The organism is Bradyrhizobium sp. GCM10028915, assembly GCF_042666195.1.
Classification (GTDB): domain Bacteria; phylum Pseudomonadota; class Alphaproteobacteria; order Rhizobiales; family Xanthobacteraceae; genus Bradyrhizobium; species Bradyrhizobium canariense_D.
In genome coordinates, this window is record NZ_JBHTFN010000001.1 from 134692 (window position 1) to 155925 (window position 21234).

General features: G+C 63.6%; 21 protein-coding genes. 10 read left to right on the top strand and 11 right to left on the bottom strand.

What is annotated here, in order from left to right; all coding sequences use genetic code 11:
• Positions 1–92 precede the first annotated feature (92 nt).
• Positions 93–1172, top strand: coding sequence for an isocitrate/isopropylmalate dehydrogenase family protein (locus tag ACFQX9_RS00605; protein ID WP_247394500.1), 1080 nt, complete (start codon positions 93–95; stop codon positions 1170–1172).
• A gap of 33 nt (positions 1173–1205) precedes the next feature.
• Here the strand turns inward: ACFQX9_RS00605 and ACFQX9_RS00610 are convergent, their stop codons facing one another.
• The 5 genes from ACFQX9_RS00610 to ACFQX9_RS00630 form a co-directional block, all read right to left on the bottom strand.
• A complete protein-coding gene (locus ACFQX9_RS00610) occupies positions 1206–1490 on the bottom strand; it encodes a hypothetical protein (protein ID WP_085352111.1) in 285 nt (94 codons plus the stop codon).
• Between the two features lie 180 nt (positions 1491–1670).
• The gene (locus ACFQX9_RS00615) at positions 1671–2492 is read right to left on the bottom strand and encodes an enoyl-CoA hydratase (RefSeq protein WP_018457114.1); all 822 of its coding nucleotides are present in this window, start codon (positions 2490–2492) and stop codon (positions 1671–1673) included.
• Between the two features lie 111 nt (positions 2493–2603).
• Positions 2604–3953, bottom strand: a complete 1350-nt coding sequence (locus tag ACFQX9_RS00620; protein WP_247300290.1) for a murein L,D-transpeptidase — start codon at positions 3951–3953, stop codon at positions 2604–2606.
• A gap of 375 nt (positions 3954–4328) precedes the next feature.
• Positions 4329–4700, bottom strand: a complete 372-nt coding sequence (locus ACFQX9_RS00625; RefSeq protein ID WP_026233304.1) for a helix-turn-helix domain-containing protein — start codon at positions 4698–4700, stop codon at positions 4329–4331.
• A 29-nt stretch (positions 4701–4729) separates the two neighbouring features.
• The gene (locus tag ACFQX9_RS00630; RefSeq protein WP_018457111.1) at positions 4730–5776 is read right to left on the bottom strand and encodes a LysR family transcriptional regulator; all 1047 of its coding nucleotides are present in this window, start codon (positions 5774–5776) and stop codon (positions 4730–4732) included.
• Positions 5777–6290: 514 nt separating this feature from the next.
• Here ACFQX9_RS00630 and ACFQX9_RS00635 point away from each other — a divergent pair.
• Both ACFQX9_RS00635 and ACFQX9_RS00640 read left to right on the top strand, forming a co-directional pair.
• Positions 6291–6557: a hypothetical protein gene (locus tag ACFQX9_RS00635; RefSeq protein WP_018457109.1), complete on the top strand. Its 267-nt coding sequence runs from the start codon at positions 6291–6293 to the stop codon at positions 6555–6557.
• A gap of 206 nt (positions 6558–6763) precedes the next feature.
• Positions 6764–7495: a cytochrome c biogenesis CcdA family protein gene (locus tag ACFQX9_RS00640; RefSeq protein ID WP_204510575.1), complete on the top strand. Its 732-nt coding sequence runs from the start codon at positions 6764–6766 to the stop codon at positions 7493–7495.
• Here the strand turns inward: ACFQX9_RS00640 and ACFQX9_RS00645 are convergent.
• The 3 genes from ACFQX9_RS00645 to ACFQX9_RS00655 form a co-directional block, all read right to left on the bottom strand.
• Positions 7492–8628, bottom strand: coding sequence for a mandelate racemase/muconate lactonizing enzyme family protein (locus ACFQX9_RS00645; protein ID WP_377786047.1), 1137 nt, complete (start codon positions 8626–8628; stop codon positions 7492–7494). The two genes, ACFQX9_RS00640 and ACFQX9_RS00645, sit on opposite strands and share 4 nt — an antisense overlap.
• Positions 8629–8641: 13 nt before the next feature.
• A complete protein-coding gene (locus ACFQX9_RS00650; protein ID WP_368509019.1) occupies positions 8642–10099 on the bottom strand; it encodes a sensor histidine kinase in 1458 nt (485 codons plus the stop codon).
• Positions 10100–10445: 346 nt separating this feature from the next.
• Positions 10446–10790 carry a DUF1236 domain-containing protein gene (locus tag ACFQX9_RS00655; RefSeq protein ID WP_018457104.1) on the bottom strand — a complete coding sequence of 115 codons (345 nt, stop codon included), beginning with the start codon at positions 10788–10790 and terminating at the stop codon, positions 10446–10448.
• Positions 10791–10927: 137 nt separating this feature from the next.
• On the opposite strand from ACFQX9_RS00655, the gene ACFQX9_RS00660 reads away from it, so the two are divergent.
• From ACFQX9_RS00660 to ACFQX9_RS00675, 4 genes are all read left to right on the top strand, one after another.
• Positions 10928–11161: a hypothetical protein gene (locus ACFQX9_RS00660; RefSeq protein WP_026233301.1), complete on the top strand. Its 234-nt coding sequence runs from the start codon at positions 10928–10930 to the stop codon at positions 11159–11161.
• A gap of 374 nt (positions 11162–11535) precedes the next feature.
• On the top strand, positions 11536–12534 hold the full coding sequence (locus ACFQX9_RS00665; RefSeq protein WP_018457102.1) for a TRAP transporter substrate-binding protein: 999 nt from the start codon (positions 11536–11538) through the stop codon (positions 12532–12534).
• Positions 12535–12618: 84 nt separating this feature from the next.
• Positions 12619–13134 (top strand): TRAP transporter small permease, encoded by a 516-nt coding sequence (locus ACFQX9_RS00670; protein WP_026233300.1) that lies wholly within the window; start codon positions 12619–12621, stop codon positions 13132–13134.
• The gene (locus ACFQX9_RS00675) at positions 13131–14450 is read left to right on the top strand and encodes a TRAP transporter large permease (protein ID WP_018457100.1); all 1320 of its coding nucleotides are present in this window, start codon (positions 13131–13133) and stop codon (positions 14448–14450) included. The genes ACFQX9_RS00670 and ACFQX9_RS00675 overlap by 4 nt, the downstream gene beginning before the upstream one ends.
• A 49-nt stretch (positions 14451–14499) precedes the next feature.
• On the opposite strand, the gene ACFQX9_RS00680 is transcribed toward ACFQX9_RS00675, so the two are convergent.
• Positions 14500–15774, bottom strand: a complete 1275-nt coding sequence (locus ACFQX9_RS00680; RefSeq protein ID WP_377786051.1) for a serine hydrolase domain-containing protein — start codon at positions 15772–15774, stop codon at positions 14500–14502.
• Between the two features lie 170 nt (positions 15775–15944).
• Between ACFQX9_RS00680 and ACFQX9_RS00685 the strand changes: the two genes are divergently transcribed.
• Positions 15945–16862: an intradiol ring-cleavage dioxygenase gene (locus ACFQX9_RS00685; RefSeq protein WP_204510580.1), complete on the top strand. Its 918-nt coding sequence runs from the start codon at positions 15945–15947 to the stop codon at positions 16860–16862.
• A 31-nt stretch (positions 16863–16893) separates the two neighbouring features.
• On the opposite strand, the gene ACFQX9_RS00690 is transcribed toward ACFQX9_RS00685, so the two are convergent.
• Positions 16894–17787 (bottom strand): LysR family transcriptional regulator, encoded by an 894-nt coding sequence (locus ACFQX9_RS00690; RefSeq protein ID WP_377786150.1) that lies wholly within the window; start codon positions 17785–17787, stop codon positions 16894–16896.
• A gap of 100 nt (positions 17788–17887) precedes the next feature.
• Here ACFQX9_RS00690 and ACFQX9_RS00695 point away from each other — a divergent pair, with 100 nt between their 5' ends.
• Together ACFQX9_RS00695 and ACFQX9_RS00700 are read left to right on the top strand one after the other, a co-directional pair.
• Positions 17888–18757, top strand: coding sequence for an SDR family oxidoreductase (locus tag ACFQX9_RS00695; RefSeq protein WP_204510581.1), 870 nt, complete (start codon positions 17888–17890; stop codon positions 18755–18757).
• A gap of 42 nt (positions 18758–18799) precedes the next feature.
• Complete coding sequence (locus ACFQX9_RS00700) at positions 18800–19474, top strand: NAD(P)-dependent oxidoreductase (protein WP_204510582.1); 675 nt, start codon at positions 18800–18802, stop codon at positions 19472–19474.
• A gap of 23 nt (positions 19475–19497) precedes the next feature.
• Here the strand turns inward: ACFQX9_RS00700 and ACFQX9_RS00705 are convergent, their stop codons facing one another.
• Entirely contained in the window at positions 19498–21234 is a 1737-nt protein-coding gene (locus ACFQX9_RS00705) for a bifunctional protein-serine/threonine kinase/phosphatase (RefSeq protein WP_166517755.1), read from the bottom strand.

Sequence of the window (21234 nt, forward strand, 5' to 3'; positions counted from 1 at the left end):
CGAAGCAACCCAGAGTGTTTCCGCAGATGCAGTTCTGGATTGCTTCGCTTCGCTCGCAATGACGATTTAGCTCGCTCCTCCTGAGGCTTCCCATGTCCGCAAATAACGCCTTCCACATTGCCGTGCTTGCCGGTGACGGCATCGGTCCCGAAGTCATGGCGCCGGCCATCGAAGTCCTGCGCAAGATCGAGACGAAATCCGGCCTGAGCTTTCGCTTCACCGAGGGGCCGGCGGGCGCCAATCATTATCTCGCCGCCGGCAAGTCGATGCCGGACACCACCATCAAGCTGTGCGAGGAGGCGGACGCGATCCTGCTCGGCGCCTGCGGCCTGCCGTCGGTGCGCTATCCTGACAACACCGAGATCGCGCCGCAGATCGAGCTGCGCTTCATCTTCGATCTCTATGCCGGTGTGCGCCCGGCGCGGCTCATTCCGGGCGTGCCGAGCCCGATCGTCGGCGCCGACCAGCGCGGCATCGATCTCGTCGTGATCAGGGAGTCCACCGAAGGCCTGTTCGCCTCGATGGGCAAGGGCGTCGTCACCCATGAGGAGGCGCGCGAGACCATGCTGATCACGCGCAAGACGTCCGAGCGCCTGTTCGAGTTCTCGTTTCGTCTCGCCGAGCGGCGCAAGGCGCGCGGCAAGCCCGGCGCGCTGGCCTGCGTCGACAAGGCGAACGTGTTCAAGGCCTTTGCGTTCTTCCGCGGCATCTTCGACGAGATCGCCAAGCGTCATCCGGAGGTGAAGACCGACCGGCTCTATGTCGACGCCTGCTCGGCGATGCTGGTGAAGCGTCCCTGGGATTTCGACGTGATGGTGATGGAGAACATGTTCGGCGACATCGTCTCCGACATCACCGCGAGCCTGATCGGCGGCCTCGGCATGGCGCCGTCGGCCGACATCGGCGACAAATACGCCGTGTTCCAGCCGTGCCACGGCACCGCGCCCGACATCATGGGGCAGGGCAAAGCCAATCCCACCGGGATGATCCTGTCGGCTGCAATGATGCTGGACTGGCTCGCCGACAAGCACGGCGTCGAAGGAGCGGCCGAGGCCGGCGAGACCATCGAGCGTGCGGTGGACAAGGTCTATGCCGACGGTCTCAAGCCGATGGAATTTGGTGGCCGCAACGGAACCGCCGACATCACGAAGGCGGTGCTTGCGGCGCTGTAGTCAAGGAAGAGAGGCCTCGCGGCCCCTCGCAATTCACCAGCGACGCCAGTGGCGGTGGCCGCCCCAGCCCCACGGACGGCCGCCGTAGAAGCGTCGCGGGCCGCCGTAAAAACCGTAGGCGCCGTAATAATTCGGACGCCAGAAGCAGCGACCCCAGGGGTTGCAGACCCAGCGCACCTGATCGACGTCGGCTGCCGGGCCGCTCGCGATACGGTCGGCCTGCGGAATGCCGTTCGGCATCGCTGCGAGTGCCTGTCCTGATGCGAGAGCGGCGCCGCCCAGGGCAGCCAGACCAACAACAGCAAATTTCAGTTTCATCGCAATCTCCCTCGTTTGATGGCGAGAGAACTTCCAGCAAATCAGCTGGTTGCTATGGTGTTGCGGGGCCGTGGGAATTTAATCTTCCTGAATGCATGTTCAGTTTGCCCGCCGTCATCGCGAAGAGCCAAGCAGGCAGAGGCACTCTGGATTGTTTCATTTTGCTCGCTGGCGACGGAATCACTGTCCCTGGAACTGCGGCTTGCGCTTCTCCATGAAGGCCTGCCGGCCCTCGCGAAAATCCACGCTGTCCATACAGGCCGTGCCGACCGCCCTGATCGCGTCCATGTCGCGCGCGCTTTCGTCCTTCAACACTTGCGCGATGGTGAGCTTGGCGGCCTTGATCGCGAGCGGCGCATTTTGCGAGATCGTCTCGGCGATGGCCATGGTCTCGCCCCAGAGCTGATCCTCCGGAAGCACGCGCTCGACCAACCCGATGCGCAGCGCTTCCGACGCATCGATGCGCATGCCCGTATACATCAGGAGCCGTGCCCAGGACGGGCCAACCAGCGACACCAAGTGCCGCAAGCCGTCATAGCCATAAGCGATGCCGAGCTTCGCCGCGGGAATGCCGAACTGGCTGCCATGGGAGGCGATGCGGATGTCGGCGAGCATCGCCACCTGCATGCCGCCGCCGAGACAAAAACCCTGGATGCAGGCAATCGTTGGCTTGGGATAATCGGCGAGCAGCGCGCGCTGGGCGGCGCTGCGTTTTGCGTATTCCTCGGAAGCGGCGGCGTTATGGCGCGTCTTCTCGAACTGGCTGATGTCGGCGCCCGACACGAATGCCTTGCCACCGCCGCCGCGCAGGATCACGACGCGCACGGCAGCGTCATCGCGTAAGGCGGTCAGCGCCTCGCCAAATCCCTCCCACATCTCCAGCGACATCGCGTTGCGCTTGTCGGGATTGTTGAACGTGATCACGCCGACGCCACTGGCTGTGTGCTTGAGGATCTTGCCGTCGGCGTAGGGAATTTCGGTCGTGCTGGACATGTCGGACATCGCGGGCGCTTTCGTTGGCGAGGCGCAATGTTCGGCCGGGGCGAGGCCAGGGTCAACCGCGACAACGGACCTGGCTTTGCAGCCGCCTGTGCCGCGATTGCATGGCGCGATCTATCTGGTCATGTGCGCGGTCAGCGGGTGGCTGCCGGCATTGCTGAAGAAGGCCGCCTCTTCGGCGGTCGCCTCCAGCAACTGCTCGTCCTGGTGATAGACGTCGTTGCGGAACTGGACGGTCTGGTCCTTGGTCATCCACGCCGTGAGGTAGATCCAGGCCACCGGCACCTTCTTCGCCATGGCGACGTCGAGATGCTGGCCGCTGGCGATCTCCGCGTCGATCGCGGCGCGGCTCCATTTCGGCTGGTCCTTCAGCAGCCAGGCGGCGAGATCGCGCACATTGTCGACGCGCGAGCAGCCGTGGGAATCGAAGCGGTAATCATCGCTGAACAGATTGCGCTGGTTGGTGTCGTGCATGTAGACCGAATAGGAATTCGGCATGTCGATCTTGACCGCGCCGAGCGCGTTGAACGTGCCGTTGTGCTGGCGCACGGTGAAATTCGGCGTATGGGTGCCCGACCAGTCAACCGAATTCGGGTCGATCGGATTGTCGTGGGCGTCGAGCACCTCCATGTGCATGCGCGACAGATAGCTGGGATCCTTGCGCATATGCGCGGAGATCTCGGTCTTGGCGATCGAGGAGGGCACCGTCCAGGTCGGATTGAGGACGACGCTGCTGATCTGGGCCGTCAGCGTCGGCGAGGGCTTTTCGGTCTTGCCGACGATCACGCGATAGCGCCTTACCACGACGTCGTTCTCGACCGCTTCGGCAAAGGCGGCGGGGATGTTGACCACGACATAGCGCTGGCCGAAGCCGAAATTCATGTTCTCGAGCCGCTGCAGCGAAGCCTCCAGCTGCCGGATGCGCTTCTGCACCGGCACGTTCATCGCCGCGATCGTGCGCGGCGTCATCGTTCCGGTCGGCGCGAGGCCGTGGCGGGCCTGGAAGCGTTTCACGGCGTCGGCGAGATCCTGGTCGAAGGCGCCGCTCGCCTTGTCGGCGGAAAGATCGCCGGAGACGATCAGCCGCTTGCGCAGGAGATCGTCATTGGCGCCCTGGGCGCCGGGCGCGAATTTGGCGTCCGCCGGGATCGTCGGCCAGCCGCCGCGCACGGCCAGATCGGAATAGCTCAGCGCCGCATCCTTGATGCGCTGGGCGGAGCCTTCGTCATAGGTCGGCTCATGCGTCAGCGCGAGCGCTGCGGCCGAACGGCTCTCCGCCGTAGATGCGGCCGCCGGCGCGGCGGTTTTCGGTGCGGCTGCGTGGGCCGGATTGGCGATGGCCGGCACCGTGCCAGCCGCAGTCGCCGGCTTGGGCCCGGCCTGTCCAATGGTCTCGGTCTGAGCAAGCGCAGAGGCGCTCGCAAGCATGCCGACGGCAATGATTATCGCATGGCGCTTCGACATGTGTCCCATCTTCCCTATGAGAGCGAGGCCCGGACAGGCGCTCGCATCGGCAATTCCCGGTTCGTCGGGCTGATTCGAGAAATCGGCGGGAGGCTAGCGCCTCCCGGTTGCGGCTCCCTTAAGCACGGCGCATCGCGAGCCCCATGCGCAAGGCACGCGGTCTCTGGATTGGGTCGCGAGAGGGCCGGAATGGGTTCGCGCAAACCGCGGGCGACGGCGGGAAAAATGGTCAACAAAAAGGGGCGGTCATGCCGCCCCGAGAAGTCCGCGCGAGCGCGCGGCCGGAGATATCTCGTCCGGATCTCGTCCAATCCAGCCGCGCCCCGTGGCGCGGCGGATTGAACATCGGGCAGAAAGGCACGAATGCCGATCGGCTCAGGCTTCGTTCGCCGCGATCGATTCCATCAGCGAGACGAGCTGACGCTGCACCGTCTGGTCCTTGATCTTGCTGTAGGCGCGCAGCAGGCGGAGGCTGAAGGCCGAGTCCAGGAAGAGCAGGCTCTCGACTTCGCGCGCCTTGTTGTCGCCGTCATAGAAGAAGGTCACGGGCACATCGAGGGCGGTGGCGATCTGCTGAAGCCGGGCCGCGCCGACGCGATTGACGCCCTTCTCGTACTTCTGGACCTGCTGGAAACTGACGCCGAGCTTCTCGCCGAGCTCGGCCTGCGAGACCTTCATCTCGACGCGCCGTAGACGGATTCGCTTGCCCAGCTCAATGTCCGGCTTGCCGGCACTGCGCTGCTTCATTCTCTTCGCCGCTGTCTTCATCTTTTTTCTCATCGGTCTTCGGTTGAAAACCCCCCGAAGAGCTGGGTCAGGGGTTCGCCCATATACTCGTCCTTGAATTCATGCGGGTGCACGAACTCTTCCTTAAACCACGGGAAGCGCGCCGGATTGAAGGCTTCGATCAGCCAGTCGATCATGTGCCGTACGCGCGGAATCCGGCCGCTACCGGGATGGTAGGACAACCAGATATCCAGCGGTCTGTTCAGCTCGACCTCCAGTGGAATCAACTTCCCGCCAAGCGCAATGGCGTAGCTCGGGAACACGCCGATTCCGGCGCCATTCGCGACCGCCCAGTAGTTGGCGCTCGAGACGTTGGTCTTCATGACCAGAAGGTCACGTTCCGGAACGCCGGGGAAGAAGCTCTCGAAAGTTTGCTTGGCGGCGAGTTGGTCCGCGAACTGCAGCACCAGGCGGTGCTTGATCAACTCCGCCGCCGAGCGCGGCGCGCCATGTTTCGAAATGTATTTCTCGGAGGCCCAGAACATCAGATGCATGCGGCCGAGCCGCACCAGCTTGACGTCGAGCGCCGAAGGCCGCGACAGGTGAATGGCGACGTCGGCCTCATGGCGGGAGACGTCGGCCGAACGCATCGCGCAATGCAGATCGACCAGGATCTTCGGATAGGTCTGCTGGAATTCGACCAGTCGCGGGGCGAGCCAGAATGTGCCAAGTCCCTCGGTGACGGCGACGCGGACCTCGCCGGACAGGGCGTTCGCTGTCGAATCGCTGGTGCGCAGCACGTCGAAGGCAGCCGCCTCCATTTGCTCGACGGCGGAGACCACCAGCGCGCCTTCGTCGGTCAGACGGGTGCCGTGGACGTCGCGGGTGAACAACGTGGTGCCGGTCTGGCGTTCGAAATCATCGATCCGGCGGCGAACGGCGTTGATCGACAGCGACAGGCGCTCGGCCGCCGAGCGGAAACTTCCGCATCGGACAACTTCCAGGAAAATGCGCGCCGCATCCCAGTCCGAGAGGCCGCTGACGTTTGTCTTTGGGCGTTCCTCCAGAGGAACGCCCCTTTCCGCCAAGGAGTGCATACAAGTCCCTTCGGGTCGCTAAACTGGCAGAATCTCGGGCAAACCACAACCACGGCGGGTTGGGGAACGACGAGTTTTGAACGTCATCCTTACTACGCCGCAGGTGGTATTCGGGTGCTGCCAAGCCTAGGAACAAGGGCTAGGAATCGGGCAAACCATCGCCCGTATGAGGGGTGTGGCGTGAGTTCCGTTGTGAGCCGTGACTTGCCTGCGGGATTGTCGGCATTGTCCGCAATGAACGTCCTTGCGCGAGAGCAGGTGCCTTCCGCGATGGATCAATTGCAGCACGCCAGGCGTTTTACGAGCGAGCGTTTTACGATCGAGCGCTTTACGACTGAGCGTTTCGACGGCCGGCGGCGCGACGCGATACGCGCCGGAACCGCGGTTTCAAGGCAGAAACACACTGAAATCATGTTCGGGGGCGTAGCGGCCTCGTGTTATCCTCGACGCTCCATGGGGGCCAAAGGGGTCGTCACAACCACGTCTCACAGGCCGAATTAGCGGAAAGAACGCCGTGTCGCATTCAGACGAACAGTTGCAGTCGGTGCTGGAAACGCTCGAAGAGTGCCGCAGGGTGCTCAACGAGAGCAATAGCCGTGAGTCGGCCGAGCTGCTGTCCATTGTCATCCTGGACGTGCGGATGAAGCTCAAAGGAATTGACAGTGCCGATCTCAAGGCACTGTGCGACGAAATGCTGCGGACGGCCACGAGCGAACCGCAGCCCCCTTCCAAGCAGACGCAGGACCAGCCCCGGCGTCCGCTGCTCCGCGTGGTGAAGTAGCCGCGCCGCCGAGTTTCGCTTTTTGGCGAGATTTGTGCGTGTCCCGGTGCCGCATCTGTGATCACAGACGGCATCGGGAGGAGCCCTGGTTTTGTGCGCCTCTGTTGCGCATTCGCTGGCATCGGCTACACCAGAGCCGGTTCGGCTCCGGGCCGCGCGCATTCCCCGCGCGCCGCATCGGCGCCAGAGATGGTTCCGACTGCATCATGCAAAATGTTTCGATCCCGGCGGCGCTGATTGCCGGCCTCGTCAGCTTCCTCTCCCCGTGCGTCCTGCCGCTGGTCCCGCCCTACCTGATCTATCTGACGGGCGCGACGATCGAGCATGTCGAAAGCGAAGAGCCCGCATCGGCCTCCAAACGCGCCATCATGATGTCGGCACTCCTGTTCGTGCTCGGCTTCTCCACGGTGTTCGTGGCGCTCGGCGCCAGCGCCTCGCTGATCGGGGCGCTGATCCGGGCCTGGTCGGCCGAACTCTCGATCCTCGCCGGCATCGTCATCATCGTCATGGGCCTGCACTTCCTCGGCCTGACGCGCATCGGCCTGTTGATGCGCGAGGGACGCTTGACCGCGCCCAAGCCCGTCGGCCTCTGGGGCGCTTATGTGATGGGGCTGGCCTTTGCCTTTGGCTGGACACCCTGTATCGGCCCGATCCTCGCCGCGATCCTCTCGGTCGCCGCCGCCGAAGCGACAGTGACGAGAGGCGCCGGCCTGCTCGCGGTCTATTCGGCCGGGCTCGGCATTCCCTTCCTGATCGCTGCCCTGATGATCGAGCAGTTTTCCACCCTGTTCGCGCGCATGAAGGGCCATCTCGTCAATGTCGAGCGTGCCATGGGCGTCCTGATGGTGATCACCGGTATTGGATTCCTCACCGGCGCGGTCTCGAACGTGAGCATCTGGCTGCTGGAGACGTTTCCGACGTTGCAGACGATCGGTTAGGCCTCCGCATCAAAGCGCGCTAGCGCGGCGCGGTCGATCTCGATACCGAGGCCCGGCCCCTCGGGCACCCGCACGACGCCGCTCGCATGCTCGATCGGCTCCTGCAAAATCGCCTGCCGGATCGGATGTTCAGTGCGGTCGAATTCCAGCATCGGCTCGAGCGGTGACAGCGAAGTCGGCGTTTGCGAGGGCAGCACCGCGAGGAGCTGGAGCGACGCGGCGATCGCGATACCGGTGCCCCAGACATGCGGATTGTAGCGGATGCCGAACGCCTCGCTCATGTCGGCGATCTTCTTGCATTCGGAGAGACCACCTGCCGCGCAGGTGTCGGGCTGGGCGATGTCAAGTGCGTGCGAGACGAACAACTCGCGGAAGCCGAAGCGCGTGAATTCGCACTCGCCGCCGGCGACCGGAATCGTAAGCGCGGATTTCACCGCGCGATAGCCCGCGATGTCCTCCGGCGGCACCGGCTCCTCGAACCATCCGATGTCATGGCGCTCGATCAGGCGGCCGAGCCGGATCGCCGCGACCGCGTCATAGGCGTGGTTCGCATCGACCATCAGCGCGACATCGGGGCCGATCGCCTCGCGCACCGCGCGGGTGACCGCGGCATCCTCCGCGATGCCGAAACCGACCTTCAGCTTCACGGCGCGGAATCCTTCGGCGGCATAACCCGCCGCTTCCTCCGCCAGATAGTTCAGCGGATCGCCTGACTTGCGCCGGTAGAGACCGGTCGCATAGGCCGCAACCTGCTTGCGCGCGCCGCCGCCGAGAAGCTGATGCACGGGTACGCCGAAATGCTTGCCCTTGATGTCCCATAGCGCGATGTCGATGCCGCTCATCCCCTGGATCACGACGCCCTTCTGGCCGTGATCCCGCAGGCGCGCATAGACCATCTGCCACAGCACGTCGGTGCGCAACGGATCCTCGCCGATCAGCCACGGAGCGATACTCTGCACCACTGCCGCCGTGATGCGCGCCGGGCCGTAGCATTCACCCCATCCGACAAGACCATTGTCAGTCTCGATCTCGACCAGCATTGCGGTGCGCGTGTCGTACCAGGCGCGCGAATAGGCAAAGGGCTGCGACAGCTTTGCTTCGAGAATGTGCGTGCGAACCCTAGTGATCTTCATTGCCGGCCTCCGTTCATCGCGCCTCGTCCAGCGCGCAAATCACCGTGCAGACCACGCCGCGGGGCAGGAAGTCGACCGTTGCCTCGCCGCCGAGCTGGTCGCGCGCGCTGCGCTCGATCAGGCGCGAGCCGAAGCCGCGTTGCACCGGCGCCGTCACCGGCGGTCCGCCGATCTCGGTCCAGATCAGGCGCAGCCGCGGCTTCGGCGCATCGGCGACGACCTGCCACTCCAGCGTCACCCGGCCGGTCTCGTTGGATAGCGCGCCGTATTTCGCCGCGTTGGTGGCGATCTCGTGCACGATCATCGACAGCACCACGGCGAGCCGCGGCGACAGCGGCACCGCGGGTCCGGCCATGCGGATGCGCTCCGGATTATTCAGCAGGAACGGCTGGAGCGCGCGGGCGATCACGTCCCGCAGCTCGGAGCCCGCCCATTTCTCCTGGCTGAGCAAATTATGCGCCTCGGCCAGCGCGCCGAGCCGGCCCTCGAATTTTACCCGCTCGTCCCGGCTGGCGCTGCGGAAGGTCTGCACCGCGATCGCCTGCATCAACGCGAGCGTGTTCTTGACGCGATGGTTGAGCTCGTCGATCAGGAGATCGTGCAGCATCTCGCCGCGCGCGATCGTGGTCGCCATCCGGACCGCGAAGGTCAGGCCGGTCAGCAGCAGGACGCCGCCGATAAAACTGGTGATCGCGATGTTGCGCCAGAGCGGAGCGATTAGCGAGCTCTCGGCGACGCCGGCCACGATGGTCCAGCCGGTCAGCCGCGACCTCGTATAGACGGTGGACAACGCGACGCCGTCGAGCGAAACCGTCGAGAGTGCGGCTTCCGGCGTGCGCAACATACTCTCGTACAGTGCGCCGGTAGCCCGTTTGCCAAAGATCTCCGTAGGGTTCGGCGTGCGCGCGAACACGATAGCCTTGGTGTCGAGCAGGGAGACCGTCCAATCCCGGTCGGGCCGTTGCTTTTCCACCAGGTCCTGAAAGGTGCTGACCGGCGGGCTGAAGCAGAGGTCGTAGATCACTTCGCCGTCGCGGAGCACCGGAACCTCGACCGTAAGCACCTGCCGGCCGTTGATCGCGCCGGTGAACAGGTCGGAATATTGCGGCGACCTGGTCGCAAACACCTTCTCGATGATCTCAAGATGACCGCGTGGCGGCAGGCTTGCGGTGTCCTCGGTCGCGGAGGAAAACAACAGCCGGCCCTTGCGATCGGAGATCAGCACGAGGCCGCCTTTGCCGTACTGGTCGACGAAGCCGAGCGCGATGCGGCGGAAGCTCTGGAAGTCGTCGTTGCGCAGCGAATTCGTCAGTGCAAGCACCTGCAGGCCGCCGGTCATCCGCTGCACCTCCGAGTCCAGCACGAGGCGCATGCTGCGCACATTCTCCAGCACGCGGCGGGTCGCGTCGTTGCGGTCCTGTTTGTAATTGTAGACGGCAATGCCGACCGCGAAGACGATCAGCGGCAACATCGTTCCCGTCACCAGAAGAGCGAGCCGGACCGGCAAAGTGAGCTTTGACAAACGCGGGCGTCCCGGTTCCAGCGCAGGGGAGCGCCGGATTTATGATTTTGGGAGACCATAGGGGCGGGATTTGCGCTACGCCAATAATTTTTGCGTTCGGACGCGCCGCCCAGGAAGAAGATTTTGCAGCGCGGTCCGCGGCTGCGCCTCAGCTCATGCTGATTGCGGTCAGTAGGAGACACATGGCGTACACGGCCGCCAGGCTGAGCCCGGCGATCCGGGCCTCTCGATGCGATTTCATAATGTCAACTCCCAGAGAGGGAGGCCGCCTCAAGGCGGCCCCCTTACACCTGGATCAATCAATTTCCTGAACGACCGTGCGCGTACCGGGATCGACGAGCATCACGCGATCGCCGGAGTAGACGTAGCGATACTTCGTCAGCGACGGACCCCAGTCTGCGGGAACGGCCTCAAGCTCGACGTCGCTCGGCACCGCCGCACCGACAACGATCTTTTCCTTCGTGGTCACCGGGCGAATGCGATGCTCGGTGACGTAGGATTTGATCTTGGTTCGGTACTGCGGCTCGATCTGGACGGCCGCCGCGTGGCCCGTCCCGGTCGTCGTCACGACGGTCGATTGCGCGAAAGCACCGGTCGACATCAGGACCGCCGCGGCGGAAAGCAGGAACAACTTCTTCATCTCGTTCTCCTCGTTTGAACATGCGCCGCAACAACCCCTCATTGCGGACAGCGTTCCCGGCTCAGGGAACTAATTGCCGCTTTTTCCCGTTTGTAGATGACCGGGCTGACGGCTCGGGCTCTGGAGGAGGACTACAAATGAAGTTGAAGATAGTAACTGCAGCATTGATGCTTTCCGCAATATCCCTGCCGGCGTTCGCGGCCGACGAGTTCTATGTCGTGCAGGACGTCAAGACGAAGAAGTGCACAATCGTCGACAAGAAGCCGACGGACACGTCCATGACCGTCGTCAGCCCATCGGGCGCGATCTACAAATCGCGCACCGAAGCTGAAGCCGGCATGAAGACCGTCAAGGTCTGCACGTCCAACTGAGGAGGATGACAAATGCCAGTTCTGATTCTCTGGGCCGTGCCGGCCGTGCTGGTGATCGGCGGCGGCATCTATCTGATCGGCCACATGCACTAAGCGGCAGTGGAAGGCGGGTCTGTGCGTGCAGCGCACGGGCCCGCACGCCGTCTGTTTGCTAAGAGAGGCTGCTCCCCTCGGCCTGCCACGCACCGGCAGGAGCGCAAGTTGCAGTGCAGCAGTTCGCGAAAGGGGTGGCCCTGCGACGAAGAGGGCCTCCCGCGCGCGTGAAATGACTTCCGTCCCGCCGAGGTTTTCCATACGCTTCCCACTCGCAAGCCGCATACCGGCTGCGCTCACGGCCCGGCGACAGGGCCGGAGCATCAAAAGGAGGGGAGACGATGAAGCGAAGATCATTTCTCGCTGGGCTCGGCGCGACCACTGCGGCGGCTGCGATGGGCATGCCGTCAATCGTCAGGGCACAGTCGCCGATCACATTGAACGGCGCGGTCCAGTTCAACGACGACCACGCCTTCAACCGGGCCCTGCTCCGGTTCGAAGAGCTGGTCAAGAAGTACTACGGCAAGCCCGTCAACTTCACACTGCACAGGAATTCCTCGCTTGGCCTCGAAAAGCAATATTTCGAGTACATGTCGCAGGGCAAAGCCGTCGATTACGGCATCGTCTCGCCGGCTCACATGTCGACCTTCGCCAAGGCGGCCCCGTTCATCGACGCGCCCTTCGTGTTCAAGGGCATCGACCACATGAACAAGGTCGTCGAAGCCAATATCCTGGCGCCGATCGCCGACGAAGTCGCGTCCAAGGCCGAGGTCGTTCTGATCGGCTATTCCGGCGGTGGCATCCGCAATATCTTCGCCAACAAGCCGCTCAAGACTCTCGCCGACCTTAGGGGACTCAAGGTGCGCGTACAGGGCGCGCCGATCTGGTCGAAGACCTTTGCGGCCGTGGGCATGAGCCCGACGGTGATCGCCTACAACGAAATCTACAACGCGATCCAGAACGGCGTGATTGCGGCCGGCGAGAACGAGGCGGCCGGCGTCGAGGCGATGAAGTTCTACGAAGTGGCTCCGCATCTCAACCTGACCCAACACGCCGTGTCGATCCGGCCGATCTGCTTCTCGGTGAAGACGCTAAAGACCTTGCCGAAGGAGTTGCAGGACGCGATCATGAAGGCCGGCAAGGAGGCCGGCGACTACGGCCGACAACTGGAGTCGAGTGAAGAAGTCGTCAAGCTCGACACGCTGGAGAAGGCCGGGAAGCTCAAGCGCGTTCCCTTCGAAGAACGGGACGCCATGAAGAAGCTCGCCGATCCCGTGATGGCCACCTACGCCAAGGAAATTGGCGCGGAAGGCATTTTCGAGAAGATCAACGTCGTCTGAAAACTGTCGCCGCCCACGCGACAGGACGTCGGGGCAAGCCAGACGGCTTGCCCCATTGCGTGATTGTGATCCCCCGGAGTCGTGATGACTGAAATATCGATGCCACCGAACCCGTCGCCATGGCGCCGAGCAACGGCGGCCTATGCAAAACTGCTGGAAATCCTGCTCGCCGCCTCCGTCGGTATGCTGGTCATTCCGGTCACGTTGCAGATCATCTCGCGCTACACGCCTTTGATTCCGTCCTACATCTGGACCGAGGAGATGGCGCGGTTCATGTTCATCTGGACGATCATGATTGGCGCCATGGTCGGCATCAGAGAGTCGCAGCATTTTGAAGTCGACGTCTGGCCTGACCTGTCACGCCGAAGCGAAGCCATGGTCCGGATTCTCGCGCGGCTCGGCGTGCTGGCGCTGGCACTGGTGTTCGTAACCGCCGGAATCGAGTTCACCCGCTTTGCCTGGAACAGAACTTCGGAGCTGGCCGATCTGCCGCTTTGGCTGATCCACGTCGCCTGGCCGATTTCCGGCGTGACCTGGATCGTGTTCGCCGGTGAACAGATCGTCGACGAGATGCGGATTTTGTTTGGGGCAAATCAATGAGCGGCAATGTTCTTTCTGCCGGGCAGGCCGCAATGGTCCTGTTCGGTACTTTCGTTGGCCTGCTCATCATCCGCGTCCCGGTCGCCTTCGCGCTTGGCCTTGCCTGCGTGCCGATCCTGCTGATCGAGCCGCATCTGTCGCTGATGACGCTCGCGCAGGAAACCTTCAACGCCTACAATTCATTCATCCTGCTAGCGGTCCCGTTCTTCCTGCTCACCGCCAATCTGATGAGCATCGGCGGCATCACCGACCGGCTGGTCGCGCTGTCCCGCTCGATGGTCGGGCACTGGCCGGGGTCGCTGGCGCAGATCAACGTGGTGCTGTCGGTGTTCTTTGCCGGCATCTCCGGATCCTCCACCGCGGACGCGGCGAGCCAGTCCAAGATATTCATCGATGCCCAGACCAAGGAGGGCTACGACCTCTCGTTCTCGATCGCCATCACCGCGGTCTCGGCCGTGCTCGCCGTCATCATCCCACCCTCGATCCTGATGATCGTGTGGGGCGGACTGATCTCGACCTCGATCGCCGCGATGTACCTCGCAGGCATCGTGCCGGGATTGCTAATCGCGGGCGCGCAGATGGCAACAGTGCATATCTATGCCGTGCGCCGGGGCTATCCGACCTATCCGAAGGACACCTGGAGGGAGATGTGCTGCGCCATCTGGCGCTCGATACCGGCGCTGATGACGCCGTTCATCATTGTCGGCGGCATCCTGCTGGGGTGGTTCACCGCGACCGAATCCGCCTGCGTCGCAGTGCTCTATTCCGTGGCGCTGTCGACGTTCTTCTACCGTGAAACCGGCGCGCGCGAACTCTACAAGGCGCTGCTCGATACCGGGCGCCTTGCCGGCGTGGCGCTGTTCTGCGTCGGTACCGCGAGCGCGTTCGGCTGGCTGCTGGCCTATTACAGGATTCCGCAGGAACTGCTGGCTAACGTCTCGACCTGGGGCATGGGCGCGATCGGGGCCGGCTTCTTCATCGCGTTCTGCTTTCTGGTGGTGGGCTGCTTCCTCGACGCCATTCCGGCGATCATCATCGTCGGCACCGTTCTCGAACCGCTGGCGAAATCGGTCGACCTTCATCCGGTGCAGTTTGCGATCATCTCGATCGTCTCGCTCGCCTTCGGATTGGTGACGCCGCCTTATGGCCTCTGCTTGATGATCGCCTGCTCGATCGCCGGGGTACGGCTGCGCTATGCGCTTAAGGACACGGTGATCATGCTGATCCCCATGCTGCTCGTGCTGGCGGCGCTCATTATTTGGCCCAGCGTTTCCCTGTTCCTGCCGCGCCTGATCGTGCCGGAGATGTTGAAATGAGCGGGGCTTGATCCCGCGGCTCTGATGCCCCGGAATCGGTGCATTTTTCTCAGAGATTGCTCTCGGTGATCGCAGCGTAGACCATGCTGCGCAGCTCGCGCCGGAGCGGGTAGGCGCTCGACGGCAGCACCTGCGTCATGATGATGGTGATCAATTCTTCGGCCGGGTCGATCCAGAACGAAGTCGTGGCCGCGCCGCCCCAATTGTATTCACCGGGGCTGCCGGCGACCAGCGTCTCGGCCGGGCGCATCGTCACGGCGAAGCCGAGGCCGAAGCCGATGCCGTTGTAGGCGGCTTCCGCGAACAGCGAGCGCGACACTTCCGGCAGCGAGCGTCCACCCGGAATGTGGTTGGTCGTCATCAGCGCCAGCGTCTTCGGCCCGATCAACCTGACGCCGCCGAGTTCGCCGCCATTGAGCAGCGCACGGCAGAAGGTGAGATAGTCGGCCGTCGTCGAGCACAGCCCGCCGCCGCCCGAAATCAGGGACGGCGGTGACAGGAACGAACTCTTGGTTGGATCATCCTGCAACGTCAGGCCCTCGCGGCGCTGGCCGGCATGGAAGGTCATGCCGCCACCCGGGTCGGCCGAGTAACAGGCAGCGAACCGGTGGGCCTTGGAAGCCGGCACGTGGAAATCAGTGTCGGTCATGCCGAGTGGATCGAGAATGCGCTGTTTCAGGAACTGCTCGAAGGGTATGCCGGAGATCTTGCCAATGAGGTAGCCGAGCACGTCGGTCGAAACCGAGTAATTCCAGGCCTCGCCCGGCGAGAACTCCAGCGGGATTTTTGCAAGGCTCTCGATCATGGTCTGGAGCGTGCCGGATTTCTCGACCTCGCCGATCTTTTCGGCGCGGTAGGCGGCATCGACGTTCGAGCGCTGCTGGAAGCCGTAGGTGAGGCCGGAGGTGTGGCGCAGGAGGTCGACGATCAGCATCGGCCGCGACGGCGGCCGGGTCAGGAAGGAAGGCGCAGTGCCGGCGACGAACACGCCGAGATCCTTCCATTCCGGAATGTACTTGGCGACCGGCTCATCGATGGCGACGAGGCCTTGCTCGACCAGCATCATGAAGGCGACGCTGGTGAGCGGCTTCGTCATGGAATAGATGCGGTAGATGGTGTCATCCTTGACGGGCAGCTTGCGTTCGACGTCGGCAAAACCCTGCACCGAGCTGTGGGCGATCTTGCCACGGCGATAGACCAGGAGATGCGTGCCCGGGAAGCGACCGGCATCGATGTACCGGCTCTTCAGATGCGCATCGACACGGTCGAGCGCGGCCTTGGACATGCCCACGGATTCGGGCGAGGCGGGGGTGGGGGCGAGCATCAGTTCCTCCGAAAGTTTTGTCCGCCGTTGATAGCCGAAAAGGCGGTCTTATTCCAACCCGGTCGCGCTTAACGCCGGCCGGCTGTTTGGTGTAGGCTTCACTTTGGAACGCCTCCAAGCAGCCCAAAAAGATCCCCAACGGGCCAATGAGAAAACGCAGGCAAACGACCATGACCCAGTTCAACGAAACCGAACTCACCGAAGCCGTCGTCCGGAGCTTTGACCAGACACCTGACCCGCGCGCGAAATTCCTGCTCCAGGAATTGGTGAAGTCGCTGCACGATTACGTGAGCAAGACCGGCCTCACTTTCGCGGAATGGGAATACGCCATCGATTTCCTGACCCGCACCGGCCAGAAATGCACGGACACACGACAGGAATTCATCCTGCTGTCCGACGTGCTCGGCGTCTCCATGCTGGTCGACGCGGTCAACCATCGCGAGCGCGAGGGCGCCACCCAGACCACCGTGCTCGGGCCGTTCTATGTCGGCGAGCACAAGGTGACGGCGCACGGAACCGACATCTCTCCGAACAATCAAACCGGCGAACGGATGTTCGTGCAGAGCCGTGTCACCGATCTCGACGGCAAGCCGCTCGCGAATGTCCCCGTCGACGTCTGGCACGCTGACGATGACGGCTTCTATGACTCGCAGAAGCCGAACTATGACGAGGTCGGCGCCTCGGCGCGGGCGCGCTTCATCACCGACAGCGATGGCCGCTTCTTCTTCCGCACCATCTTGCCGTGCAGCTACCCGATCCCGACCGACGGCCCGGTCGGCGAGATGATCGTGCAGACCAACCGTCACCCGATGCGCCCGGCGCATGTGCACTTCCTGGTCAATGCCAAGGGCTACGAGCCGCTGATCACCCACGTCTTCATGGACGGCGACAAATATCTGGATTCCGACGTGGTGTTCGGCGTGAAGGACGACCTCGTCGCCAAGGTCGAGCCGCGCAACGATCTCGAGCTGCCCGACGGCAGCAAGGCGAACGGGCGATGGCACCTGATGACCTACGAATTCCACCTCAAGCCCGGCGGCGGCATGGCGCCGAAGCCGCTGGGGACGAAGGCGGAGGAGCACGCCTGACCGTCAGGCGCGAGCAGCGCGCGCCGCCCGCTCATCTCCCGATAAACGCCGCCAGCTCGTCAGGCGTCCCCATCGGAAAGGCTTCTTTCATGAAGTCGAGGAAGGCGGAGACGCGCGCGCTCAACAGCCGGCGCGATGGATAGAGCGTCCACAACGCGATCTCCGGTCCGTCGATGTCGCCCCAATGCACCAGCGTGCCGGCAGCCAGGTCGTGACTGACCAGTGATACCGGAAGGCGTGCGGCGCCGACGCCCGCCCGGACCGCGTCGCGAACCATGACGAGCGATGACAGGCGCAGGAACGGATCAATCGCGATGCGCGACCTTCCACTGGGCATCGTGACTTCCCAGCTTGTCAGCTGGTCGCCCGCTCCGCGCATGACAGCCGGCACAGCGATGCCGTCCCTCGGTCGTTTCAGGTCCGGGCTTGCCACGACCACCAGCCGATCGCGCAGAAAGATTCGTCCGACAAGGCTGTCATCCGGATCGGGATTGACCCGAATGACGAGGTCATACCCTTCCTCCACCATGTCGACGGAGCGATCTTCCGTCGTGACCTCAAGACGGATCTCCGGATATCTGAGCGCGAACCCAGCCGCGAGGTTTCCCATTGCAGTCTGCGAGAACAGCAAGGGCGCGCTGATCCGCAAGCGCCCCCGCGGCCTGTCCCCACCCGAGGCGATCGCTGTCGCCGTCTCATCGAGCTCGGTGAGCAAGGCCCCCGTCCGCTCGTAAAGGGCGCGTCCTTCCTGTGTGAGTTTCAGGGTGCGCGCCCCGCGCTCGAACAGGCGCAGGTCGAGGGCAGCTTCCAGCTCGGCGACCCGCCGGGACAGGGTGGCTTTCGGGCGTCCGGTGGCGCGTGCGGCCCGTCCGAAGCCGCCGTGCCGGGCGACGAGATTGAAGTCGGTCAGTGCGAGCAGGTACATCGTTCCACCAGTGAGACAGTCCGTCCAAATATAGCGGCTATCGGTTCGTTTGTGGATCGCTAATTTCCGGGTGTCTTCTGACCAACCCGGAGTGATCTCCATGACCATCCTCGTTACCGGTGCAACCGGCACCGTCGGCCGCCACGTCGTCGAACAGCTCGCCAAACGCGGCGCCGATGTCCGTGCTCTCGCCCGCGATCCAGCCAAGGCAAACCTCCCGGCAGGCGTCACCGTCGTGCAGGGCGACCTGCTCGACGTCGACTCGATCCGCAGCGCGTTCAAGGGCGTCTCGACCCTGTTCCTGCTCAACGCAGTGGTGCCGGATGAATTCACGCAAGCGCTGATCGCGCTCAACGTCGCCCGCGAGGCTGGCGTCGAGCGGGTCGTGTACCTCTCGGTGATCCACAGCGATCGCTACGTGAACGTCCCGCACTTTGCCGGCAAGTTCGGCGTCGAGCGGATGATCGAGCAGATGGGCTTCAACGCCACCATCCTGCGCCCGGCGTACTTCATGAACAACGACGTCACGATCAAGGACGTGGTGACCGGATATGGCATCTATCCGATGCCGATCGGGAGCAGGGGACTCGCCATGATCCATGCGCGCGACATCGGTGAGATCGCGGCCCTCGAGCTGATCCGTCGTGAGCGCGCTGCAACACCGCTTCCGCTCACGCGCATCAATCTTGTCGGTCCCGATACGCTGACCGGCGCGAAAGCCGCCGCCGCCTGGTCGGAGGTGCTGGGTCGCACGATCGCCTATCCCGGTGACGATACCGCCGGCTTCGAGAAGAATCTCCGGCAGTTCATGCCGAGCTGGATGGCCTACGACATGCGGCTGATGAGCGAGCGTTTCCTCACCGAGGGAATGGTCCCCGAAGCCGGCGACGTCGAGCGTCTGACCGCGTTGTTGGGCCGTCCCCTGCGCTCCTATCGCGACTTCGTCTCCGAAATCGCGGCCTCTGCCTGACGGCATGGGCACGTCCCCATCACGACAACGAGGACTCCCATCATGACCTCTTCAATCGCCACTGTTCCGGCGGATCCGCAAGGTGCGACGAAGATATTGGTGCTTGGAGCGACCGGTGCCACCGGTCGCCTGATCGTCAACCAGGCGGTGGCGCGAGGCTACGACGTCACCGTGCTGGTGCGTTCCGCCGAGAAGGCACGTGACATCACGGGGGCGAAGCTTATCGTCGGAGACGCCCGCGATGAAACAGCCCTGCGCGCAGCCCTCAAAGGCCGTGAGGCCGTGGTCAGTGCGCTGGGTACACCGGTAAGCCCGTTCCGCGAGGTGACGCTTCTCTCGACCGGGACGCGCGCGCTCGTGAGCGCGATGAAGGCCGAGCAGGTCTCGCGGCTCGTTTGCATCACGGGAATGGGCGCCGGCGACAGTGCCGGGCACGGCGGCTTTGTCGCCGACAATGTGATCTTTCCGCTTCTCCTGAAGAAGGTGTACACCGACAAGGACCGGCAGGAAGCAATCGTCAAAGACAGCGGGCTGGACTGGGTCCTGGTTCGCCCCTCGATCCTGAACAACAAGCCCGGCCGCGGCTCGGTCCGGGCCCTGACGGATCTTTCGGGCTTCCATGGCGGTAGCATCGCGCGCGAAGACGTTGCGACATTCGTGCTGGATCAAGTGCGCGCCGATACCTGGCTGCATCGGTCTCCGCTGATCACGTGGTGATGCTTTGCGTGGCGACACCCGGATCAGCGCGCGTGCAACATCGCAAGCAGGACCACGACGACGCAGGCGAGCGCCGCCGTGGTCAATTTCCAGAACATCAGCGGGCTGCGCTCCAAGAGCGGCGTGATCCGCGTGTCGAGATAGGCCGGATTGGGTGTGCGAAGCTCGAAGACGAATTCGGACAGATCCTCGTGCCGCTTGTAGGGATCCGGATGCAGCGCACGTCTGAGCGCGCCGTCGACCCAGGCGGGCACGTTGCTGTCGTCATCGGCCGGGCGGTATTTGAGCCTCCGCACGTCCGCCTTGCGCCGGATCCTGGCGATTTGAGTGCCATAGGGAAGCTTTCCCGTCAGCATCTGGTAGCAGATCACAGCCAGCGAAAACATGTCGGAGCGCGGCGAGCCGCCTTGCCCAAGAAAATATTCCGGCGCCGTGTACTGTACCGTTCCCAGAATTTCGTCGGCCTCGTCCTGAGGGGCGGCCTCCGCGACGCCTGCCACCCTGACCGATCCGAAGTCAATGATCTTCGCGGTGCCGGTCTTGTCGATCAGGATGTTGTCGGGCCTCAAGTCCTGATGCAGCATCTCCATGCGGTGGAAGGCGCGCAGGCCCGCGGCGATCTGCTCGACCAGTCCGCGGACGGTTTCGAGATCGGGACGTGGATTGTCCGTCATCCATTGCCGCAAAGTCTGACCTTCGACGAATTCGGTCGCGACGTAGAGGTAGCTGCGCCGTTTCGACTGTGACAACGGCTTGAGCACGTGCGGGCTGTCGATCCGGCGCGCGATCCACTCCTCCATCAGGAAGCGCTTGAGGTATGCGGCATTGTCGCGCAAATCGATCGACGGGAGCTTCAGCGCGACCGGCTCCTCGGTCACCGCGTCGACGGCAAGGTAGATGTGGCTGCGGCTGCTGGCGTGGATTTCGCGGACGATCCTGTAGCCGTCGAAGATGGCCCGCGGCTCCGGCAGCGGGGGAAGGGGCAGCTGGGAGGTCTGGTTGAAGATGCCGGCCGGCTCGCGCTGCGGCACTGCATCGATGCGGAGGATCTGGACTGTGATGTTGTCGTCGCTGCCGCGCCGGTAGGCTTCCTCGACGATCGCCTTCGCCGCTCCGTCGAGCTCGGCTGCATGCTCGCTGAGCGCACTCGTGACAAAACGCGCGTCGACGAATTCATAGGCGCCGTCGGTCGCCAGCAGGAACGTGTCGCCAGTCTCGATCTCGAAACTCTGGTAGTCGATCTCGAGCTGCGGATTGATCCCGAGCGCACGGCCGAGATAGGTCTGCTCCGAGGACACGATGATCCGGTGATCGTCGGTCAGCTGTTCGAGCGCCTTGCCGGCCACGCGGTAGACGCGACAGTCGCCGACGTGGAAGATGTGCGCGGTGCTCGCCTTGATGACCATGGCGCTCAGCGTGCAGACATAACCCTTGTCACGGTCATAGGCATATTGGCTCTTGCGCGTCTGCGCGTGGAGCCAGGAATTGGTCGCGTCCAGCACGCGGCGGGCGGAGGTCTTCACCGTCCAGGATTCCGACGTGCAATAATAGTCCATCAGGAAGCTCTTGACCGCCGACTCGCTGGCGATCTGGCTCACCGTGCTGCTGGAGATGCCGTCGGCGAGGACGGCCGCAATGCCCTTCAGGCTGAGCATCGGCTCGTCCGGAACGAGGACGCCGTGAAAATCCTGGTTGATGGGCTTGCGACCCTTGTCGGAATGCTGGCCGACCGAGATCTGAAGTCCGCGGGTCATCGTCAT

Coding starts and splice junctions, on each gene's coding strand:
- ACFQX9_RS00675 (WP_018457100.1), top strand. CDS start 13,131: ATGAGCGGCAATGTTCTTTCTGCCGGGCAGGCCGCAATGGTCCTGTTC.
- ACFQX9_RS00690 (WP_377786150.1), bottom strand. CDS start 17,787: ATGTACCTGCTCGCACTGACCGACTTCAATCTCGTCGCCCGGCACGGC.
- ACFQX9_RS00650 (WP_368509019.1), bottom strand. CDS start 10,099: ATGTTGCCGCTGATCGTCTTCGCGGTCGGCATTGCCGTCTACAATTAC.
- ACFQX9_RS00655 (WP_018457104.1), bottom strand. CDS start 10,790: ATGAAGAAGTTGTTCCTGCTTTCCGCCGCGGCGGTCCTGATGTCGACC.
- ACFQX9_RS00640 (WP_204510575.1), top strand. CDS start 6,764: ATGCAAAATGTTTCGATCCCGGCGGCGCTGATTGCCGGCCTCGTCAGC.
- ACFQX9_RS00625 (WP_026233304.1), bottom strand. CDS start 4,700: ATGAAGCAGCGCAGTGCCGGCAAGCCGGACATTGAGCTGGGCAAGCGA.
- ACFQX9_RS00610 (WP_085352111.1), bottom strand. CDS start 1,490: ATGAAACTGAAATTTGCTGTTGTTGGTCTGGCTGCCCTGGGCGGCGCC.
- ACFQX9_RS00615 (WP_018457114.1), bottom strand. CDS start 2,492: ATGTCCGACATGTCCAGCACGACCGAAATTCCCTACGCCGACGGCAAG.
- ACFQX9_RS00630 (WP_018457111.1), bottom strand. CDS start 5,776: ATGCACTCCTTGGCGGAAAGGGGCGTTCCTCTGGAGGAACGCCCAAAG.
- ACFQX9_RS00605 (WP_247394500.1), top strand. CDS start 93: ATGTCCGCAAATAACGCCTTCCACATTGCCGTGCTTGCCGGTGACGGC.
- ACFQX9_RS00660 (WP_026233301.1), top strand. CDS start 10,928: ATGAAGTTGAAGATAGTAACTGCAGCATTGATGCTTTCCGCAATATCC.
- ACFQX9_RS00670 (WP_026233300.1), top strand. CDS start 12,619: ATGACTGAAATATCGATGCCACCGAACCCGTCGCCATGGCGCCGAGCA.
- ACFQX9_RS00665 (WP_018457102.1), top strand. CDS start 11,536: ATGAAGCGAAGATCATTTCTCGCTGGGCTCGGCGCGACCACTGCGGCG.
- ACFQX9_RS00645 (WP_377786047.1), bottom strand. CDS start 8,628: ATGAAGATCACTAGGGTTCGCACGCACATTCTCGAAGCAAAGCTGTCG.
- ACFQX9_RS00705 (WP_166517755.1), bottom strand. CDS start 21,234: ATGACGATGACCCGCGGACTTCAGATCTCGGTCGGCCAGCATTCCGAC.
- ACFQX9_RS00620 (WP_247300290.1), bottom strand. CDS start 3,953: ATGTCGAAGCGCCATGCGATAATCATTGCCGTCGGCATGCTTGCGAGC.
- ACFQX9_RS00685 (WP_204510580.1), top strand. CDS start 15,945: ATGACCCAGTTCAACGAAACCGAACTCACCGAAGCCGTCGTCCGGAGC.
- ACFQX9_RS00695 (WP_204510581.1), top strand. CDS start 17,888: ATGACCATCCTCGTTACCGGTGCAACCGGCACCGTCGGCCGCCACGTC.
- ACFQX9_RS00700 (WP_204510582.1), top strand. CDS start 18,800: ATGACCTCTTCAATCGCCACTGTTCCGGCGGATCCGCAAGGTGCGACG.
- ACFQX9_RS00680 (WP_377786051.1), bottom strand. CDS start 15,774: ATGCTCGCCCCCACCCCCGCCTCGCCCGAATCCGTGGGCATGTCCAAG.